At 63.7% G+C, this 18806-nt stretch carries 18 protein-coding genes and 1 pseudogene; 5 read left to right on the top strand and 14 right to left on the bottom strand.

Going from position 1 to position 18806, the window contains the following annotated elements:
• The 12 genes from EN939_RS02215 to EN939_RS02155 all read right to left on the bottom strand — a co-directional run.
• Window positions 1-657 (bottom strand): amidohydrolase family protein (locus tag EN939_RS02215; protein ID WP_164750863.1); only part of this gene is annotated, 657 nt, incomplete at its 3' end.
• Complete coding sequence (locus tag EN939_RS02210; protein ID WP_127266797.1) at window positions 657-1793, bottom strand: vWA domain-containing protein; 1137 nt, start codon at window positions 1791-1793, stop codon at window positions 657-659. The genes EN939_RS02210 and EN939_RS02215, both read right to left, overlap by 1 nt.
• Before the next feature lie 199 nt (window positions 1794-1992).
• Window positions 1993-2874: an AAA family ATPase gene (locus tag EN939_RS02200; RefSeq protein WP_127266796.1), complete on the bottom strand. Its 882-nt coding sequence runs from the start codon at window positions 2872-2874 to the stop codon at window positions 1993-1995.
• An 8-nt stretch (window positions 2875-2882) separates the two neighbouring features.
• Window positions 2883-3887, bottom strand: a complete 1005-nt coding sequence (locus EN939_RS39655; RefSeq protein WP_023756899.1) for a xanthine dehydrogenase family protein molybdopterin-binding subunit — start codon at window positions 3885-3887, stop codon at window positions 2883-2885.
• Between the two features lies 1 nt (window position 3888).
• Window positions 3889-5256 carry a xanthine dehydrogenase family protein molybdopterin-binding subunit gene (locus tag EN939_RS39650; RefSeq protein ID WP_127266795.1) on the bottom strand — a complete coding sequence of 456 codons (1368 nt, stop codon included), beginning with the start codon at window positions 5254-5256 and terminating at the stop codon, window positions 3889-3891.
• Window positions 5257-5269: 13 nt separating this feature from the next.
• Window positions 5270-5752: a (2Fe-2S)-binding protein gene (locus EN939_RS02185; protein WP_127266794.1), complete on the bottom strand. Its 483-nt coding sequence runs from the start codon at window positions 5750-5752 to the stop codon at window positions 5270-5272.
• Between the two features lie 58 nt (window positions 5753-5810).
• Entirely contained in the window at window positions 5811-6605 is a 795-nt protein-coding gene (locus tag EN939_RS02180; protein ID WP_127266793.1) for an FAD binding domain-containing protein, read from the bottom strand.
• 13 nt (window positions 6606-6618) lie between these two features.
• Window positions 6619-7062, bottom strand: a complete 444-nt coding sequence (locus EN939_RS02175) for an SRPBCC family protein (RefSeq protein ID WP_127266792.1) — start codon at window positions 7060-7062, stop codon at window positions 6619-6621.
• Window positions 7063-7192: 130 nt separating this feature from the next.
• Window positions 7193-8020 carry an AraC family transcriptional regulator gene (locus tag EN939_RS02170; RefSeq protein ID WP_127266791.1) on the bottom strand — a complete coding sequence of 276 codons (828 nt, stop codon included), beginning with the start codon at window positions 8018-8020 and terminating at the stop codon, window positions 7193-7195.
• A gap of 175 nt (window positions 8021-8195) precedes the next feature.
• The gene (locus EN939_RS02165) at window positions 8196-8963 is read right to left on the bottom strand and encodes an SDR family oxidoreductase (RefSeq protein WP_127266790.1); all 768 of its coding nucleotides are present in this window, start codon (window positions 8961-8963) and stop codon (window positions 8196-8198) included.
• An 87-nt stretch (window positions 8964-9050) separates the two neighbouring features.
• Window positions 9051-10049 (bottom strand): ABC transporter permease, encoded by a 999-nt coding sequence (locus EN939_RS02160; protein ID WP_127266789.1) that lies wholly within the window; start codon window positions 10047-10049, stop codon window positions 9051-9053.
• A 39-nt stretch (window positions 10050-10088) separates the two neighbouring features.
• Entirely contained in the window at window positions 10089-10829 is a 741-nt protein-coding gene (locus EN939_RS02155; RefSeq protein ID WP_013530854.1) for an ATP-binding cassette domain-containing protein, read from the bottom strand.
• A gap of 464 nt (window positions 10830-11293) precedes the next feature.
• On the opposite strand from EN939_RS02155, the gene EN939_RS02150 reads away from it, so the two are divergent.
• Window positions 11294-12283 (top strand): sugar-binding protein, encoded by a 990-nt coding sequence (locus EN939_RS02150; protein ID WP_127266788.1) that lies wholly within the window; start codon window positions 11294-11296, stop codon window positions 12281-12283.
• Window positions 12284-12481: 198 nt separating this feature from the next.
• A complete protein-coding gene (locus tag EN939_RS02145; protein ID WP_127266787.1) occupies window positions 12482-13264 on the top strand; it encodes a FadR/GntR family transcriptional regulator in 783 nt (260 codons plus the stop codon).
• A 24-nt stretch (window positions 13265-13288) separates the two neighbouring features.
• Here the strand turns inward: EN939_RS02145 and EN939_RS02140 are convergent, their stop codons facing one another.
• A complete protein-coding gene (locus EN939_RS02140; protein WP_127266786.1) occupies window positions 13289-14227 on the bottom strand; it encodes an NAD(P)-dependent oxidoreductase in 939 nt (312 codons plus the stop codon).
• 119 nt (window positions 14228-14346) lie between these two features.
• Between EN939_RS02140 and EN939_RS02135 the strand changes: the two genes are divergently transcribed.
• From EN939_RS02135 to EN939_RS02125, 3 genes are read left to right on the top strand one after another with little or no spacing between them, the layout of a single operon-like run.
• Window positions 14347-15243 (top strand): NAD-dependent epimerase/dehydratase family protein, encoded by an 897-nt coding sequence (locus EN939_RS02135; protein ID WP_127266785.1) that lies wholly within the window; start codon window positions 14347-14349, stop codon window positions 15241-15243.
• Window positions 15240-16169, top strand: coding sequence for a glycosyltransferase family 2 protein (locus tag EN939_RS02130; protein WP_245473047.1), 930 nt, complete (start codon window positions 15240-15242; stop codon window positions 16167-16169). The genes EN939_RS02135 and EN939_RS02130 overlap by 4 nt, the downstream gene beginning before the upstream one ends.
• A 9-nt stretch (window positions 16170-16178) precedes the next feature.
• Entirely contained in the window at window positions 16179-17963 is a 1785-nt protein-coding gene (locus EN939_RS02125; protein ID WP_127266784.1) for an ABC transporter ATP-binding protein, read from the top strand.
• A 283-nt stretch (window positions 17964-18246) separates the two neighbouring features.
• Here EN939_RS02125 and EN939_RS02120 read toward each other — a convergent pair.
• A pseudogene (locus EN939_RS02120) lies at window positions 18247-18806 on the bottom strand (hypothetical protein); the annotation flags it as partial.

Genomic DNA, 18806 nt, shown 5'->3' with positions numbered 1-18806 from the left:
GCCGAGGCCGGAGAGCTTGGCGTAGAAGTTGGGGGCGGCTGCAAGCGTGCGCAGGCCTGCCTTCCAGGCTTCGGTGGTTTCCGGCTCCATGCCGGTCAGCATACCGGCATGGGTGAGGATGAAATTCGTCTCCGGGTTTTCGCCGACCAGCGTCAGGCCGTCCTTCATCTGAGCGGGGAAGAGCTGCAGGTCGAAGGAGAGGCCATAGTCCTTGAGCCGCGCCACATTGGCGCGCACCTTGGGGTCGATCACCTGGTCGGCGGAGGCGGCGAAGCGGAAGGCCGGGGTCTCGTGCCAATGCAGTTGCATGCGCACGCCGCGCAGCAGCTTGTATTTCATCAAGCGATCGATCTGCGGTCTGATATCCTCGACTGTCATGTCGGTGTAGCCGACAATGGCATGCGGCCAGCCGGTTTCGTCGGATGTCTTCTGCAGGAAGGCGACTTCCTTCTCGAAATCCTCCTTGGCCCAGTTGGTCTGGACATAGACGGCCTTTTCGACGCCTGAATCCCTCTGGTCCTCGAGAAATTCCTCGATCGGGTAGTCGCGCCGGATCGGCTCGTAGGGACCGAAGATGCGCGGCACCATCGGCCCGACCAGCCAGGGCTGGTCCTTTTGGCGCCAGATGTGGAAATGCGCGTCGATGGCTTTCTGCATCACGAAACCCTCTTCCAGATTGTCGCCGCCGCTGAAGCAGGGCGGGCGAGCGACAGGATGAAATCGGTGAGGCTTTTCACCGACGAGCCATCGACGAGGTCGTCCAGGTCAGGCAGGATGGCACGAAGTGCAGCCGTTGCCGGCCGGAAGCGCGGGTCGCCGGCTAGCGGTGTGGCCAGCGACAGCCGGAAAGCGCGGGCGCTCAGCCGTCGCATGGCTGTCTCCAACTCGCCATGATCGCCGCGCTCCAGCGCGTCGGACAGGATCACGACCGTGGCACCGCGTGCAAACGACGAAAAGCGCGGCACCGAGAGGAAGGCGAGCAGCGTCGGTCCCATGCGGGTGCCGCCGTCCCAGTCGTCGACCTGGGCAGCGGCGCGCGCCAGCGCCTGGTCGCGGTCGCGGATGCGCAATGCCGTGGTGATGCGCGTCAGCCGCGTGCCGAAGGTGAATATCTCGGCGCGGTCGGCACCTTGCACGGCCGCATGTGCCAGCTTGAGATAGTCCGCTGTGTGCAGCTTCATCGAGCCGGAAACGTCGATCAGCAGCAGCAGCTTGCGCGGTACGGTCTGGCGGCGGCGCAGCAGCGGCGAGGGCACGTCGCCATCGGCGCTGACGATTTCCCTGAGCGATCGGCGCAGATCGAGCTTACCGCGCGAGTGGGTGCGTATCGTACGGAAGGAGCGCCGGGCTGGTAAAGCGGTCGAGAGTTTGCGACGAAAGGCGGTCAGCCTGTCATCGTCGCGCTGGAAGTCGCGGACACTCAACTGCTCCAGGGCCGAAGAGAGGTCGCCGCCCTCTTGGCTTTGTTCGGCCTCGAGCCGTTCGTCGTCGGCGCCGCCATCATCCTTGATGCGAGTTTCCTCGTCGGCGTCGCCTTCGACCACGGCGGACGTATTGCCATAAAAATGGCTCTGGAAATGCGCCGCGAATTCGTCGCGGCGGTCGGGCGGCGGCGCCAGCGTGGAAAGGGCGGCCTCGCGGATGTCTGCCATCGAGCGCGGCCCGAGCAACGTCACCGCCTGCATGAAGCCGGAGACCTGCTCGGGGGCGATGGCGAAACCATAGCGGCGCAGCAAGCGGCCGAAGCTGAGGAAGGGCGCAGCGGCGCGAGGCAAGCTTGTTTCCCGCATCATTGCGTGGCGCCCCCCTCTGTCCTGCCGGACATCTCCCCCTCAAGGGGGGAGATTGGCAGGTTCGACGCTTCGCTCTGTTCGGCGACGTGAGCGATTAGCGAAAGCGGGGATGACATCCGATCTCCCCCCTTGAGGGGGAGATGCCCGGCAGGGCAGAGGGGGGCGCTCTCCCGCCAGCATTGCAAAATGACCTCCCGCGTCACGCCAGCGCCTCCTCGACGATCCGGCCAAGCTCCGGTGCGATGTAGGAAAGGTCTTCCTCGTCCTTGATCAGCACGCCGATGGCGCGGCGGAAGGCTTCCGGCCACGGGCTGCCGCCTCTCTCCAGGATGGTCGCCGCGTTGGCCCATTCGACGGCCTCGGCGATGCCGGGCGGCTTGGCCAGCGGCCGAGCGCGAATGGTCTGCACGGCTGTCGCCACGGCGCGCGCCGTTGCTTCAGCCACATTGCCGGCGCGCAGCATGATGATGGCGGCCTCGCGCTCGGCGTCGGGATAGCCAATCCAATGATAGACGCATCGGCGGCGCAGCGCTTCGGCGAGCTCGCGGGTGCGGTTCGAGGTCAGGATGACGATCGGCTGCGCCGTGGCGCGGATGGTGCCGCGCTCGGGAATGCTGATCTGGAAATCGGACAGGAATTCCAAAAGCAGCGCTTCAAATTCGTGGTCGGAACGATCGATCTCGTCGACCAGCAGCACGCGTTGTTCCGGCGCCTTCAGCACCTGCAGCAGCGGCCGGGCGATCAGGAAACGGTCTTCATAGATGTCGATCTCATGCTCGCCGGCATGGCGGATGGCAAGCAATTGGCGCTGGTAGTTCCATTCGTAGAGCGCGTGCGCGGCGTCGATGCCTTCATAACATTGCAGCCGCACCAGATCGCGGCCGAGCAGCTCGGCGATCGCTTTGGCCGCTTCCGTCTTGCCGACGCCCGGCGCGCCTTCGAGCAGCAGCGGCTTGCCCAGCCGGATTGCCAGGAAGATGGCGGTCGAAAGGCTTTCATCGGCCAGATAGCGCGAGGCGGCCAGATGCTGCGCCACCGCCTCCGGCGAGGTCGCTGATGTCTCGGCGCTTGTCCCGGTCATTTCGGCCCTCAGTTCGCCGCTTGCGCCTTCAGCGCGCGCAGGATGCGCTCCGGCGTGATCGGCAGCGTGTCGATGCGCACGCCGACGGCGTCGAAGACGGCATTGGCGACCGCCGGGATCTGTGGGTTGGCGCACATTTCGCCCGGCCCTTTGGCGCCGTATGGTCCGTCCGCCGATGGCCGCTCCAGCACGATGATCTCGGTCTCGGCGAGGTCGCCGGGACCCGGCATCAGATACTGGTTGAAGTCGGTGCCGCCATGATCGCGGTTGGGATAATAGGGCTCGGTCGTCTCGTAGAGCGCATGGCTGATGCCCATCCACGAACCGCCGACCAGCTGCTGTTCGACCATTTTCGGGTTCAGCGCGCGGCCGATCTCGAAGACGTTCTTCACCGTCAGTACGGTGACCTCGCCGGTTTCGTCGTCGACCTCGACCTCGGCCACGGTGCAGGCATGCGCGTAGCAGGTCGACGGCTTCATCGCGCCGGTTTCTTTCTCGGGATAAGAGCGCGGGATCAGGAACATGCCGCGGCCCGAGATCGAGCGGCCGCGCTTGAAATGCGCCGACAGCGCGACATCGAAGATCGAGATCGACTTTTGCGGCGCGCCCTTGACCAGTATGTTGCCCTGGCCGTCGGTCTCGAGGTCGGATGCATTCACCTCCAACTCCTCGGCCGCCACTTCCAGCATCACCTGGCGGGCTTCCCTTGCCGCCTGGATGACGGCGTTGCCGGCGCGGTGTGTGCCGCGCGAGGCGAAGGTGCCCATGCAGTGCGGGCCGGTGTCGGTGTCGGCGGTGTCGACGACGACACGGTCGGTCGGCACGCCGATCGTCTCGGCGCAGATCTGCGCCATGATCTGCTTCATGCCCTGGCCGAGATCGACCGATGACAGCGTCACCATGAAATTGCCGGTCGGCGTCGAATGCACCAGCGCCTGCGTCGGGTCGCCGCCGAGGTTCATGCCGGTGGGATAGTTGATCGCGGCAACGCCGCGTCCACGCCTGATCGCCATCTCAAGCTCCCTTCACGTAGGATGACATCGCCATGTATTTCTCCGCCACCGGCCAGTTGGCGGCGCGCGAGGCTTCCTGCATGCATTCGATCAGCGCCGCGCCCTCGGTCGGCTGGCGGTGCGCTTTCATATCGCCGTCGCGATAGGCGTTGATGAAGCGGAATTCGAGCGGGTCCATGCCGATCAGCCGCGCCAGCTTGTCCATCTGCACCTCCAGCGCGAAATCGCCGATGGTGACGCCGAAGCCGCGCATGGCGGAGGAGGGCGTGCGGTTGGTGTAGACGCAGTAGGTGTCGATCCAGACGTTCGGGATAGTGTAGGGGCCGGGATAGTGCCCCGCGCCCTTCTGCGCGCCATAGGGCGAGTGGCGCGAATAGGCGCCGGCATCGGTGTAGCCAGTGACCTTGCGCGCGACGATGCGGCCGTCCTTCATGACGCCGTCCTTGATGACGACCTTTTCGGCCGCGCGTGGCGACGATATCTGCATCTCCTCCTCGCGGCTGTAGATAAAACAGACTGGTCGTCCGGTTAATTTTGCGCCGAGGATGGCGATCGGCTCGACGATGACGTCGACTTTGCCGCCAAAACCGCCGCCGACGGTGCCGCCGACGAAATGCAATTTGCTGCCGGGCATCTGCAGGATGATCGAGGTGTTGTCGAGCGTGAAGAACATCGCCTGCGTGTTGGTGTAGCAGGTGAAGCGGTCATTGCCCTCGGGTGCCACCACGCAGCCGGTGGTCTCGGTCGGCGCATGTTCGATCGGCGAGGACTGGTAGCTCTCCTCCAATATGTGGTCGGCGCCGGCGAAGCCCGCCTCGACATCGCCGAAGCGCACCTTGCGGCACTCGCCGCTGTCGTAGAGATAATAATTCTGGCCGTGATATTCGTTGACCAGCGGTGCGCCGGGCTTCAGCGCCTCTTCCATATCGAAGACGGCCGGCAGCACCTCATAGTCGACCTTGACCTTGGCTGCGGCCTCTTGCGCGGCACGCTCGGTTTCGGCCAGCACCGCCACTACGGCCTCGCCCTTCCAGCGCACCTTGCCGTCGGCCAGTACGGTCTCGTCCTCCGGCCCGACCTGGATCAGGATCAGGATGGTGTAGACATTGTGCGGCACGTCCTTGGCGGTCAGAATTTTCACCACACCCGGATGCTTTTCCGCTTCCGACGTGTCGATCGAGCGGATGCGGGCATGGTGATGCGGGCTGCGCACCATCTTCAGGTGCAGCATGCCGGGGAAATTGCGGTCGGCGAAAAAGGCGGTCTTGCCGGTGACATGGCCGGGTGAATCGGAGCGCGGCCGAGGTTGGCCGATCTCGTGCAGATCATCTTTGCGGACATCGGCGAAGTAGTTCTTGCGCAGTTCCATTCTTTTGGACCCCTCAGGCCGCGTTCTGCGAATTGGCGCGGGCGGCAGTCAGCACCGCCTTGATGATCGGTTCGTAGCCGGTGCAACGGCAGATGTTGCCCGATAGCGCCTCGACCACCTCGTCGCGGCTGGGGTTGGGCGTATGATCGAGCAGCACCTTGGCCGCCATGATCATGCCCGGCGTGCAGAAGCCGCATTGCGTGGCGAAGGTGTCGAGGAAGGCGCGCTGCAGCGGGTGCAGCACGCCGCTTTCCGAAAGCCCTGAAGTCGTGCTGATGGCCGCCCCATTGCAGGTTTCGGCCAGCGTCAGGCAGGAGAGCCTGAGTTCGCCGTCTATGATGACCGAACAGGCGCCGCAGGTGCCTTGATGGCAGCCGCCTTTCGGCGAGGTGTCGCCGATCTTGTCGCGCAGCGCCTGGAGCAGCGTCGTGCCGCTGTCGATGAATTCGGCCTTTTCCGAGCCGTTGAGCGTGAATTGAACCGGAACCTTTGCCATGTTTTCCTCCCAGCGCGCCTGCCCAACCAGCGGACAGACGCGCGCCCCCGAACGAATATTAAGCGAGCAGCAACCGGCCGAGATGAACCGGCAGGACTTCGGCGCGATACCAGGCGCTGGCGATCGGGTCGGTGATGGGCGAGATGCCATCGCCGGCCGCGGCCAAGGCCGGCGCGATGCCGTCAGCGGTCAGCGTTCGGCCGATCAGCGCTTTTTCCGCCGCCCTGGCGCGCATTGGCCGATCCGCCATGCAGCCGAGCGCGATCCGCGCCGAGGTCACGGTGCCATCCGACGACAGTTCCAGAACGGCGGCTATGCTGAGCACAGAGACGCCCTTGGGCTTGACCCTCGACACTTTCAGGAAGCGGAAACTGTCGGCCTTCGGAAGCGTGAAGCTCACGGAAGTGACGACGGCGCGGCTGCCGTCCCGATTGGCCAGAAAAGTCTCGATCGGCGTTTGCCCGTCATCGGTGCCGACCGTCGCATCGAGCGCCAGCAGGGCAACGGCGAAATCGCCATAGGGGGCCGGGGCAAAAAGATTGCCGCCGATGGTCGCCATGTTGCGGATGGCCGGGCCGCCGACGGCGCGAGCGGCCTTGGCGAGCGTGCCGAGCTCCGGATGACTGGCGATCGCCGCCATCGTCACCGAAGCGCCGATGCGGACTTTGCCGCCGGCAACAGCGATGGTGGACAAAGACGGCTCGGTCGACCTGACAAGGCCGGAAACCGAAACATCGCCTTCATTGGCCGCGCGGACGACCAGCGTGCCGCCGCCGAGATAGCGTGTGCCCTGGGCTTTCAGTGCCGCGTTCGCGTCTTTCACCGTTGCAAAGGTCTGCAGTGCCAGCGCCATGGTTTGGCTCCTGTCAGCTCTGGCCGGCGAAATGGCTTTTCAGGGCGTTGAAGCCGCCCTGAAAGACATTCGCGCCCATGCCCTCGGCCAGCTTGTCTGCCTCCTCGGGCGCGGCGTCGAAGCTGGCGGTCCATTCGGCGTAGGTGCGGTCGCCATCGGTCACACGCCGCAGCTGCAGGGTCGCCTTGTGATTGGTCAGCGGTTGCGGCGTCTCGAGGATGGAGTAGCTGACCAGGAAATTCTGATCGGAGAAGTCGAGCAACTTTTCGCGCAGGCGGGCGCCGCTGGCGAGCTGGAAATTGCGCACGCAGCCGATCATGGTGGCATCCTTGCCGTCTTCAATGTGGCTCTCCACCATGCGCGGATGCCAGCCCGGCAGCCCGTTGAAGTCGCGTATGCGCGCCCAGACCTTTTCGACCGGCGCGTCGATGACGCTGGATATGGTGACTTTGGCCATTCAAATGTTCCCTTGCAAAAGCGATCCGGTGCAAGGGTAGGGCGGCCATTTCAGCGGCGCTTATCAATGCGTCTTGAGCGTGTATCAAGGAGTCTGAAAAACAGTCGACATTGACTAAACGAGGACAGGCTCAGGCAATCGCCCGCGCGGCCTCGCGGTAGAGCGTCGGCGGCACGCCGACATGGTCGCGGAAAAAACGCGAGAAATTGCCCTGCGTGGTGAAGCCGAGATTGCAGGCGACCGAGATCAGCGGCTCCCGCGACCATTGCAGCTGCCGCACCGCTTCCTCCATGCGCAGCGTGTTCCAGTAGACATTGGGCGTCAGATTGGTCTGTTCCTTGAACAAAGCGAAGAAATGCGGTCGCGACAGGCCGACGCTGCGCGCCACGTCGTCGAAGCAGATGCGCTCGCAGACATTGGCCTTCATCAGCTGGATTGCCTTGCGGACACGAAAATCCTGCATGGTGTTGATGCGGACACGGGCCTCCTGCGGCGCCGAGGCGTCGGCGGCGTCGAGCACGCTATCGATGAAACGCTCGATCTCGTAGTTGGCGATATCGTCGACGCTCTCATTGTCGCTGAGGTGGTCGAGCAGATTGGCGGCGGCCTGATGCAGCCACGGTTCCAGCGTGATCGCGGCTTGTGAAAACAGCGGTGCCGACGAAGGCAGGTCGCGGCGGCGCCGCGCCCAGTCGGGATCGATGTAGAAGGCTAGAAACAGACCGGGCGTCCCGTTTTGCGACAGAACATGGCTGTGCGGCTGGAAGGAGTTGATGCCGGCGGCCGTTCCAGGTCCAAGCCGGACGGTCTCGCGGCCGATGGTCATTTCGCCGGCCGTACCTTCCAGCCAGATGATCAGATGGGCCTCGACATGGGCATGGGTGACGAAGTCGCTTGCGACATTCAGGATAGATACATGTCCGAACCGGCCCCAGTAGAGCCTGATCGCTTCCGTCATGGGTATATCCTCCCGCAGACGACTGGCCTCCCTTCGTCTGCAACAGGGATTGTGCGGCTGAGTTCGGGGCCGCGTCAAGACGCGCGGGGGCGGCGAGGGCGAATGACGGCCGATGCGGCCGGATTTTCAGACTGAGCGATAGGTTTCCTCTCCTCCCACAAGGGAAGAACGCCCCTCAAACCGAAGCCGTCATGCCGCCATCGACATACAGTGTATGGCCGTTGACGAAAGACGATGCGTCGGACGCAAGGAACACGGCGGCGCCGATCAGCTCGTCGACAGCGCCCCAGCGTCCGGCGGGCGTGCGCTTTTCCAGCCAGGCGGAAAATTCCGGATTGTCGACCAGCGCCTGGTTCATCTCGGTGCGGAAATAGCCGGGCGCGATCGCATTGATCTGCAGGCCGTGTTTGGCCCAGTCGGCGCACATACCCCTTGTGAGGTTGCGGATCGCGCCCTTGGTCGCGGTGTATGGTGCGATGTTCGGCCTTGCCAGTTCGCTCTGCACCGAGCCGATGTTGATGATCTTGCCCTTGCCGCGCGGGATCATGTGGCGGGCGACCGCCTTGCCGACATGGAAGGCGCCCGACACATTGGTCTTGAACAGGCGCTCCCATTGCTCCTCGGGAAAGTCCTCGAGCGGGGCGCGGAACTGCACGCCGGCATTGTTGATGAGGATGTCGATGGCGCCGATCTCGGCCTCGATGCGGGCAATGTCCTCGTTGACCGCCTGAAAATCGGTGACGTCGAAGGTCGAGGTGTGCGCCTTGAAGCCGGCATTGCGCAGCTTTTCGACGGCACCGCCGATCCTGGCGGCGTCGCGGCCGTTCAGCACCACGCTTGCCCCATGTTCAGCCATGCCCCGAGCCAGCGCGAAGCCGATGCCCTGGCCGGAGCCAGTCACCAGCGCCAGCCGCCCCTCGAGGCTGAACAGGGAGTTGGCCATCAAACCGTCTTTTGTTTGACCATGATCTCCGGACAAACGGTTCCGTTTGTCCGAGAAAACCGGTTTCCACTTTTCGGGATCATGGTTCTAGTCACTGCGGCGGAAATTGCGGATGCGGTCGAACAGCACCGCCAGCAGGATGGCGCCGCCGATGAACACGCCTTGCCAGAAGGCATTGATGCCGAGCAGGCCGAGACTGTTGCGGATCACCTCGATCAGGGCCGCACCGACGATGGCGCCAAAGGCGGTGCCGACGCCGCCAGCCAGATTGGCGCCGCCGATGACGGTTGCGGCGATTACCTGCAGCTCCATGCCGGTGCCGAGATTGGTGGTGACGGCGCCCAGCCAGCCGGTCTGGATGATGCCGGCAATGCCGGCCGACAGCGCCGAGATCATGTAGACGGCAACCTTGATCTGGCGCACCGGAACGCCGGTCAGCGTTGCCGCGTGCTCGTTGCCGCCAATGGCAAAGATGTGGCGGCCGAACTTCGTCCAGCGCAGGATAAAGCCGGTGATCAGCGCCAGAAGGATCATGTAAAGCACCGGATTGGCGATGCCGAACACCCAGGCGCCGCCGCCCAATGACAGAAGCTTGGCGTGGTCCGGCCCGAACTGGAAGACGACGGTGTTGTTGGAGGCGACCATGGCGAGGCTGCGGGCGATCGACAGCATGCCGAGCGTCACCACAAAGGGTGGAAAGCCGAGATAGGCGATCAGCACGCCGTTGAAGGCGCCAATGGCGAGCGCGGTGGCAATGGAGGCCAGGATGCCGACCTCGATCGAGTAGCCGGCATGCATGGTGACGGCCAGCACCATTGACGACAGGCATAGTACCGAGCCAACCGACAGGTCGATGCCGCCGGTGATGATGACGAAAGTCATGCCGAGCGCGATAATGGCGACGAAGGTGATGTTGCGGGTGATGTTGTAGAGGTTCTTCGAGGTGGCGAAGGCGTCGGTGGCAAACGATAGGAACACGCAGGCAAGGATGACCGCGATCACCACCCAGAAGGTCTGGCTGGCAAACACTCTCGCGGCCAAGGATTGCTGCTTGTGTTCGATCGGCTGGTCAATTGTCAGTGCCATCGTCGACCTTCATCTGCTGCGTGGTGAAATTCGCTGAAATCAAACCTGTTCGATGGCGCCGGTGATCAGCCCGGTGACTTCCTCGGGCGAGCTCGACGCAATCGTCTTGTCGGCGACCTTGCGGCCGCGCCGCATGACGATGACGCGGTCGGCGACGGTGAAGACGTCAGGCATTCGGTGGCTGATCAGCACGACGGCGATGCCCTGATCGCGCAAATGGCGGATCAGGTTCAGCACTTCGGCGACCTGGCGCACCGAGATCGCCGCCGTCGGTTCGTCCATCAGCACGATCTTGGCCTGCGACAGCATGGTGCGGGCGATCGCCACCGCCTGGCGCTGGCCACCCGACATCTGCTTGACGAGGTCGCGCGGACGGGTTTCGGACTTCAATTCGGCAAAGAGCTGGCCGGCACGCTTGTACATCGAGGCATAGTCGAGGATGCGGAACGGCCCGACGCCGCGCCGCAGCTCGCGGCCGAGATAGACGTTGGCGGCGGCAGTCAGATTGTTGCAGAGCGCAAGGTCCTGGTGGACGATCTCGATGCCGTGCTGGCGGGCTTCCGCCGGCTTGTGCAGGATCAATTCCTTGCCGTCCATGTGCATGGTGCCATGGCTCGGGCGGAAATTGCCGGCGATCATCTTGACCAGCGTCGACTTGCCGGCGCCGTTGTCACCCATGAGGCCGACCACCTGTCCGGGCTCGATCGACAGCGAAACGTCGTTGACAGCCTGGATGGCGCCGAAATGCCTAGAGATGTTGGTGAGTTCGAGAACCGCCACCAGCCTTTGCCTCCCCGTGATTTGCGACCTGCCGCTGTTCCCGGCGTGGATGCCGACGCTGCTTAGGCCTCGCTCTCCCCGGCTCCTCCCGAAGACGGCGTTAGCGTTCTTTTACGCAAAAGCCGGCGCACGTCAATCAATTGTCGGACGAATTGGGCCAGGACTATTTTAAAAATCCGTTTTGTAGGACAAATAGCATTGACGTTGGCGCCAAGCCGATATTAGCTAAGCGTCGGAGGAGATTATGCCGATCCCCGCTGGCGGTTCGCCGGCCGGAATCGGCGGAGGTTTGACGGCCCAGCATCCGGCGACACCTGTGTGTGAGCTGATCTGAAGCCGAATCTGGAAATGCTTATCGATCTGTCCTGGCGACACGAGCGCTCGAAACGACCCTCGGTCATCACGCATCCGGTCGATCTGTATGGCGGGCACGCCGTGTCCGTTTGTTTCAAGGGAGGACTGACATGAGGAAGACACTTTTGCTCGCCGCCGTCGCCGCAATGGCGTTGGGTGCCGGGCCGGCTTTGGCCAAGAAACAGCTCGTCATTGTCGTGAAAGGTCTCGACAATCCGTTCTTCGAGGCCATCCACCAGGGCTGCGAGAAATGGAACAAGGAAAACGCCAGCTCGGAGTATGAATGCTTCTACACCGGTCCGGCGTCGACTTCGGACGAGGCCGGCGAGGCGCAGATCGTCCAGGACATGCTGAGCAAGGCCGACACGGTGGCGATGGCGATCTCGCCGTCCAACGCGCCGCTGATCGCGCAGACGATCAAGAGCGCCAATCCGACGATCCCGATCATGACGGTCGATGCCGATCTCAGCAAGGAAGACGCAGGTCTTCGCAAGACCTATCTCGGTACCGACAATTACCTGATGGGCAAGAAGATCGGCGAGTACATCAAGAAGGGCAAGCCGAATGGCGGCACGATCTGCACCATCGAAGGCAACCCGGCAGCCGACAACATCCTGCGCCGTGCGCAAGGCATGCGTGACGCACTGTCGGGCAAGGAAGGCCTTGCGGCACTTGCCGGTGAAGGTGGCTGGACCGAAGTTCCCGGCTGCCCGGTGTTCACCAATGACGATGGCGCCAAGGGCGTGCAGGCGATGACCGACATCCTCGCCGCCAACCCCAAGCTGGACGCTTTCGGCATCATGGGCGGCTGGCCGCTGTTCGGCGCGCCGCAGCCCTATCGCGATCTGTTCGGACCGCTCAAGGACCGGATCGCCAGCAACGACTTCGTCATCGGCGCCGCCGACACGATTGGCGACGAAGTGGCGATCGCGCGTGACGGCCTTGTGACTGCTCTTGTCGGTCAGCGTCCATTCGAAATGGGCTACAAGGCACCGTCGGTGATGATCGACCTGATCGAAGGCAAGCCCGTCGCCGATCCGGTGTTCACCGGCCTCGACGAATGCACCAAGGATACGGTCGACACCTGCATCCAGAAGTAGGTTCTCGATGACGGGGCGCCCGGTTGCGGGCGCCCCGTCATTCCTGAACGGAAGCGATAATTCCCGAACGGACGCAATGGTTGGGGCAACCGGCTCCGGCTTTGCCGCGTCCGTGATCTGGGTTTTTCGGCAACGAGATCGGCGCCCGTGCGGTTCGGACCAGTCCGGACGACAGACGGTCGACGCATTGGAACGTGGATGCCGGACGAGAAATCAAGCAAGCGAACCGACCCGGCCAAGCCACAAGCCAGCCGCAGCCCGGCTGTCATGCGCAAGGCCGGTGCCGCGCATTTTGCGGGAGCGAGCGTCCATGTTTCGCTGGCCGGCGAGATTGGCCTGCGGATCGTGCGTGGCGACTATCCGCCCGGTACCATCCTGCCCAACGAGTCCAGATGGGCCGAGATATTCAATGTCAGCCGTTCGGCGGTGCGCGAAGCCATCAAGATGCTGATGGCGAAAAGCCTGTTGGCCTCACGCCCCAAGATCGGCAGCTGGGTCGAGCCGAGGGAGCGCTGGAACCTGCTCGACCGCGACGTTCTGGCCTGGTACGCGACGGCGCCCGACCGCGAGGCGTTCCTGCGAACCGTGCAGGAGTTTCGTCATATCATCGAGCCGGAAGCGTCGGCCTTTGCCGCCATGCGGCGCAGCGACGAGCAAATGGCGGAAATCAGCCAGGCCTGCCGCGAAATGGGCGAGGCCTTGAGCCTGCAGGAGCGTATCCGCGCCGACACGCGCTTTCATCTGGCCATCCTGCGCGCTTCCGGCAACGACCTTCTGGTGCCGCTCGGCGTGCTGATCGAGTCGGCGCTCGACCATCTCTTCGCATTCACGACGCAGCAGGTCGCCGATCAGCGCCAGGCGCAGAAGCTGCATGAGGCGATCGAAAGGAACATCCGCCTGCAGCGCCCAGCCGCCGCGCGCAACGCCGTGCACAAGCTGCTTGCAGATACCGACGATGGGATAGGGCGGTGGAGGCGGTGATCGGCGCCAGCCTTGGGTAATCGGTCAAATGGTCTGCTTCTTCCCATCCTTCATCGGCATCAGGTCGACACCGTTCACCCCAGCGATATGCGTAGCCAGCATCGGCACGAATTGCTCGGCCGGCCCGGTTGCATGGGCACCGGCGAAGGAGTTCTTGGTGGCGTTGCCGAGCGGATTGGCAATACCGGCCGCACCCGCCATCGATTCCAGATAGGTCAGGTCCTTGAAGGCATTGGCGATGGTGAATTTGTGCGCGTCGCGGTCACCTTCGAGCGTCCAGCGCATGAAGGTCTGGTAGAAGCCGCAATCCATGCGGCCATTGCGAATAACGCTGTCGAAGCGCGGCGGCGAGATGCCGACCTTCTCAGCCAGCGCCAGCGCCTCGGAATAGATCGCGGCGTAGCCGAGCGAGATGAAATTGTTGAGCAGCTTCATGCGATGGCCGTCGCCGGTGTCGCCGATATGGACGATGCGGCCGGCCCAGGTTTCGATCACCGGCTTCACCCTGGCAAAGAGGGCGTCCGGCGCGCCGACCATCGCGTCGAGCGTGCCTTCCCAGGCTTCCTTCGGCGTGCGGCTGAGCGGCGCGTCGACAAAATCGATGCCGAGCGCCTTGAGTTCCTCTGCCAGCGCCACCGTCGAGACCGGATCGGAGGTCGAGCAGTCGACGACGACCGAGCCCTTTTTCAAGCCCTCCTTGAGGCCGCCGGGGCCGCGAATGATGGCTTCGACCTCGCGCGAACCGGTGACGCAGATGAAGACGATATCAGATGCCGCCGCCACATCGCGCGAGGTCGATGCTTCCGTGGCGCCGCGGCCAAGCAGGTCTTCCGCCGGTTTGCGGTTCTTGCGGCCGAGGAAGGTCAGGCTGTAGCCCTTGTCGACGATGTTCTTGGCGATCCCGTGGCCCATCAGGCCAAGCCCGATGAAGCCGATCTTTTCGCTCGCGGCAGTCGTGTTCATGTCTTCAAGTCCTGTTGCAATGATTGATGTCAGGCACTGCCGTTTTGCAGGCGAGGGTGGTTGCGGATGGCGATATTGTCTGACAATACACATAAATTCCTGAGGATGTGGAGAGCAAAATGACGAAGCGGATCATGTTCACCGGCGGCAGCGGCAAGGCCGGACGCCATGTCGTCCAATATCTGGTCGAGCAAGGCTGCCAGGTGCTCAACATCGACACCAAGCCGCTCGACAATCCCAAGGTGCGCACGCTGATTACCGACATCACCGACAGCGGGCAGGTGTTCAACGCACTGTCGAGCTATATGGGCCTGCATGAATTCGACCCCTCGCTGCGCCCGCAGCCGGTCGATGCGGTGGTGCATTTCGCCGCCATCCCGCGCATCATGATCACCACCGACAACGAGGTGTTCCGCATCAATGCGCTCGGCACCTACAATGTCATCGAGGCGGCGGTTAAGCTCGGTATCCGCAAAATTATCATCGCCTCCAGCGAGACGACTTATGGGCTTGTGTTCGCCAACGAGCCGCGCGATCCCAAATATTTCCCGCTCGACGAGGAGTATGATGTCGATCCGATGGACAGCTATGCTTTGTCCAAGGTCGTCAACGAGAAAACGGCGCGGGCCTTTGCGCAACGCAACGGCACCGACATCTACGCCCTGCGCATCGGCAACGTCATCGAGCCGCACGAATATTCGCTGTTTCCGAAATGGTTCGCCGATCCGGGTTTCCGCAAGCGCATCGCCTGGAGCTATGTCGACGCGCGCGACCTTGGCCAGATCACGCTGCGCGCCATCGAGAAGGACGGGCTCGGCTATCAGGTGTTCAACGCGGCCAATGACGACACCTCGTCCGACCTGCCGACTGCCGAACTCCTGAAGCGGTTCTACCCCGGCGTGACGGTCAAGGCCGAACTCGGCGAATACGAGACGCTGCTCTCCAACCGCAAGGCGCGCGACGTGCTGGGCTTCCGCCCGGAGCATAGCTGGCGCAAATACGTCAAGCAGGACTGATCCGCGAAGCAATCGGGGCTGATCTGTGCACAGCGGGCGGCTTTGCGGTGCAAGCCGCTTGCCGCGCACATGCCGGATTCGCCGCCGAACTCGTGGTCGTCGACAACGGTTCGAGCGACCGCACGGCCGAACGCCTGGCCAGCATCGCCGCTGCATCGGACATTCCGTTCACGCCCGTCTGCGAGCCGCGCCCCGGACTGGCGGCCGCGCGAAACGCCGGGCTGCGGCGCGCGCGCGGCCGTGTGCTGGTCTTCGTCGACGATGACTGCGCGGTCCATCGCGACTATCTGCGCGATCTGGAGCGACACTATGCGTCCGGGGAACAATGGCTCATCCGGGGCGGACGTGTCGAGCTTGGCGATGCCAGGGATTTGCCGTTCACCATCAAGCGGTCGTGGGCGCGCGAGCGGCTGACGCCGGATGTTCATCCCGGCGGTTTCGTGCTGGGCTGCAACATGACGATGCACCGCGATGTCGCGGCCCGCATCGGCTATTTCGACGAACGCTTCGGCGCCGGCGGACCATTGCGGTCGGCAGAGGATACCGATTACCTCGTGCGCGCGATGCTGCTCGGCATCGCGGTCGAGTATGTGCCTGATATGACGATATTCCATCATCACGGCCGGCGGGATCGCAAAGCCATCGAAAAGCTGCACCGCGACTACAGCCTGGGCAATGGCGGGCTCTGCCTGAAGCATGTTCGCCACGCGCCCTGGCTGCTTCGCCATTTCTACTGGGCCGCAAGAGGGGCTATCAGGGAATTGGCGGGAGGACCCGCCTTCGATCGTGAACTCAACCTGCCGCACTGGCCGATCGTCGCCATGAATTTGCTCGGCGCGGCCAGGTTCGCGGTTCTCCTGCTGGCCAGACGGCCGCGGGCCGAGCCGGTGCGGCAAGATCAGCAAGCCAATGCCCAGGCGAGGTGAAACGCTATAATGCCGATGCTGCCGCCAAGCCTGCCGATGCTGTTCCGGGCGTTCGGAAAGCGGCAACTGCGCCTGCTTCCGGCGGTGGTGGTACTCGGCCTGGTCAGCGCCGTCCTCGAAGGGTTCGGCATTGGCCTGATCATCCCGTTGCTGGGCATCATCATGGGACATGGGGATGCGGCCGGCATGGACGGCTTCTCCGCTGCCCTCCAGCATGTCGGATCGGGCCTGAGCGAGCGCGACCGGCTTGTGGTCATTTCGGTCGCCATCCTCGGCTCGATCGTCCTGAAGAACGTCTTCGCCTTCGCCAACACGCTGCTGACGACCTTCATCTCCGGCAAGGCAAGCCATTCCATCCGCAGCGCCTTGTCGGAGCAGCTGTTGCGGGTCGGCTACCCGTTCTTCCTGCGGCAAAGCCCCGGACGCCTGCTCAACATCATCTCCAACGAATCCTGGCGGGCCTCCGATGCGATCCAGATCATGCTGTCGGCCATCGTCAGCGCATCGGCCGCCATCATCCTCCTGGCTTTCCTGTTGTTGCTTTCGTGGCGCATGACGCTTCTGGTCACGCTCGGACTGGCGCTCGTCCAGATCGCGCACGCCATCCTTTCGGCCAATCTGAAGGAGCCCAGCCGCAGCGTCGCTTCGCGCAACGGCCACCTCGCCTCGCAGATGCTTCACCTTGTGCATGCCGGACGGCTGATCCGCATCTTCGGGCAGGAGAACCGGGAGAAGGCGATCTTCGACACGGCGTCCGATGCGGTTCGCCGCGCCTCCTTCGCGCTGCTCGTGCGCCAGGGAGCGCTGCCGCCGTTGACGGAGGTTCTCCACGCCATGCTGTTCCTGGCGGTGGTGATCGGCGCCTGGCTGGCGCAGGTGAGTTTCCCGCTGATCATCGCCTTCGTCATCCTGCTCTACAGGCTGCAGCCGCACATGCGGGCCCTCCAGGGGTCGTGGAGCCAGCTGCAGGGCCTGAGCGGATCGCTCGAAGAGGTGACATGGCTGCTGGATCCCACCGGCAAGCCGCAACCGCCGCAAGGCGACGGGCCGTTCCACGGCCTGCGCCAGGGCATCAAGTTCGACGATGTGACGTTCACCTATTCCGGCACGGACCGGCGCGAGGTGGTGCTGCATGCGGCGACAATCGAAATCCGCGGTGGCCGCTCGACGGCGCTGATCGGCCGCTCGGGCGCCGGCAAGACGACGATCGTCAATCTCCTGTGCCGCTTCGTCGAACCGGACGCCGGCAGCATCCTCGTCGATGGATCGCCGCTCGACGGGATCGACGCCGGCCAGTGGCGCCGGCACATCGCCCTGGCCAGCCAGGAGCTGGAACTGGTCGACGGCAGCATTTTTGAAAACATAACCTACGGCCAGGATGCCGCGACTGCCGGCGACGCCGAGGCCGCCGCAAGACTGGCCGAAGCGCATGAATTCATCGAAAGGCTGCCTCAGGGCTACGAGACCCTGGTTGGCTACAGGGGCATCAACCTGTCGGCGGGACAGAGGCAGCGGATCGCCTTGGCCAGAGCTCTTGTCCGCGATCCCGACCTCCTCATCCTGGACGAAGCCACCAATGCGGTGGACGGGCTGTCGGAAGCGGCCATCGTCGAGACCCTGAAGTCGAGAGCCGGCCGCCGCACGACCATCGTCATCAGCCATCACCACAGCACCATCTCGTTCTGCGACGACGTGGTCATCCTGAGCGGCGGCCGCGTGAAAAAGCAGGCCCCTTTCGGCGCCCTGGCCTCGCTCAGCATGGACGAACTCTACCAGCACGAACCGCTCGACTGAAAGGCACCGGGCCGGCCCGCGACCGCTTCCCGGGCGTGTCTGCAGCCTCCGGCTGGCGGGTCGTCGCAAGCGTTCGAATCAGAAGCCCGGGGAAGTGCCGCTGGCACCTTCCGTGATCGCACCAATGCCGTGCGGAGCCGAGGCGCGCTACCTTGTCTGTGCGGCGGACCTGTCGATCCGCCTGGCCGGTGCCCCATTGGGCTTACTCTCCGGGTGAGGTGCCGGCCTCCCAAGCACAAAAACAAAGACCTGAGCGCCTGAAGCGCTTCAGGCGCGACACGCTTTACGAAGCGGCGCCGACATTCCTGCGCATGCGCCGCCTGCCCGTCGTCCGTGCTTTCTTCGCCATCGCCCCGGCTATCTCGACCACGCCGTTCTCGGGCGGCCTGCCATTGGTGGCCTTGTGGAGCCGCTCGTAGGGCAGCAATTCCTTGATCCGGGCATTGAGCGAGGCGATCTCGGCTTTGAGGTCCTCGCATTCCTGCCTCTGCACGTCGAACTGTATCTGCTCGGATGCCTGTTGCAGCGTCAGTTGAGAAAGGTTGGCGTTCACCTTGGAAAGACTCATCTTGTCGCTTTCGCTCTCCTGGCTCAGCGCGGACAATCTTTCATCTGCGATCTTCTTTTCGGCCAGGGCATCGTTGAGCTCGCTCTTGAGCCTGGCGACCTCGCCTGCGGCTTCGCTGTTTTCGGACGAGGTTTGCTCCAGCCGCGATTGCAGGTTCTGTATCTCCGAGCTCAGCCCGCGCATTTCCGCCTGGCGGCGAGCCAGTTCGGCTTCCTTGTCGCCTTCCATCATGCGGGCCGCTTCGGTCGTTTCCGACAGTTTCGCCTGTGCGGCCT

Source organism: Mesorhizobium sp. M7A.F.Ca.CA.002.05.1.1, assembly GCF_003998335.1.
Lineage (GTDB): Bacteria > Pseudomonadota > Alphaproteobacteria > Rhizobiales > Rhizobiaceae > Mesorhizobium.
The sequence above is the reverse complement of the archived record's forward strand: the minus strand, read 5'-3'. Positions and strand labels throughout refer to the sequence as shown.

What these genes read in the sequence shown, in the direction of transcription:
- EN939_RS02145 (WP_127266787.1), top strand. Translation starts at nt 12,482, where the DNA reads ATGCCGGACGAGAAATCAAGCAAGCGAACCGACCCGGCCAAGCCACAA.
- EN939_RS02175 (WP_127266792.1), bottom strand. Translation starts at nt 7,062, where the DNA reads ATGGCCAAAGTCACCATATCCAGCGTCATCGACGCGCCGGTCGAAAAG.
- EN939_RS02200 (WP_127266796.1), bottom strand. Translation starts at nt 2,874, where the DNA reads ATGACCGGGACAAGCGCCGAGACATCAGCGACCTCGCCGGAGGCGGTG.
- EN939_RS02140 (WP_127266786.1), bottom strand. Translation starts at nt 14,227, where the DNA reads ATGAACACGACTGCCGCGAGCGAAAAGATCGGCTTCATCGGGCTTGGC.
- EN939_RS39655 (WP_023756899.1), bottom strand. Translation starts at nt 3,887, where the DNA reads ATGGCGATCAGGCGTGGACGCGGCGTTGCCGCGATCAACTATCCCACC.
- EN939_RS02170 (WP_127266791.1), bottom strand. Translation starts at nt 8,020, where the DNA reads ATGACGGAAGCGATCAGGCTCTACTGGGGCCGGTTCGGACATGTATCT.
- EN939_RS02210 (WP_127266797.1), bottom strand. Translation starts at nt 1,793, where the DNA reads ATGATGCGGGAAACAAGCTTGCCTCGCGCCGCTGCGCCCTTCCTCAGC.
- EN939_RS02160 (WP_127266789.1), bottom strand. Translation starts at nt 10,049, where the DNA reads ATGGCACTGACAATTGACCAGCCGATCGAACACAAGCAGCAATCCTTG.
- EN939_RS02165 (WP_127266790.1), bottom strand. Translation starts at nt 8,963, where the DNA reads ATGGCCAACTCCCTGTTCAGCCTCGAGGGGCGGCTGGCGCTGGTGACT.
- EN939_RS02125 (WP_127266784.1), top strand. Translation starts at nt 16,179, where the DNA reads ATGCCGATGCTGCCGCCAAGCCTGCCGATGCTGTTCCGGGCGTTCGGA.
- EN939_RS02150 (WP_127266788.1), top strand. Translation starts at nt 11,294, where the DNA reads ATGAGGAAGACACTTTTGCTCGCCGCCGTCGCCGCAATGGCGTTGGGT.
- EN939_RS39650 (WP_127266795.1), bottom strand. Translation starts at nt 5,256, where the DNA reads ATGGAACTGCGCAAGAACTACTTCGCCGATGTCCGCAAAGATGATCTG.
- EN939_RS02135 (WP_127266785.1), top strand. Translation starts at nt 14,347, where the DNA reads ATGACGAAGCGGATCATGTTCACCGGCGGCAGCGGCAAGGCCGGACGC.
- EN939_RS02180 (WP_127266793.1), bottom strand. Translation starts at nt 6,605, where the DNA reads ATGGCGCTGGCACTGCAGACCTTTGCAACGGTGAAAGACGCGAACGCG.
- EN939_RS02185 (WP_127266794.1), bottom strand. Translation starts at nt 5,752, where the DNA reads ATGGCAAAGGTTCCGGTTCAATTCACGCTCAACGGCTCGGAAAAGGCC.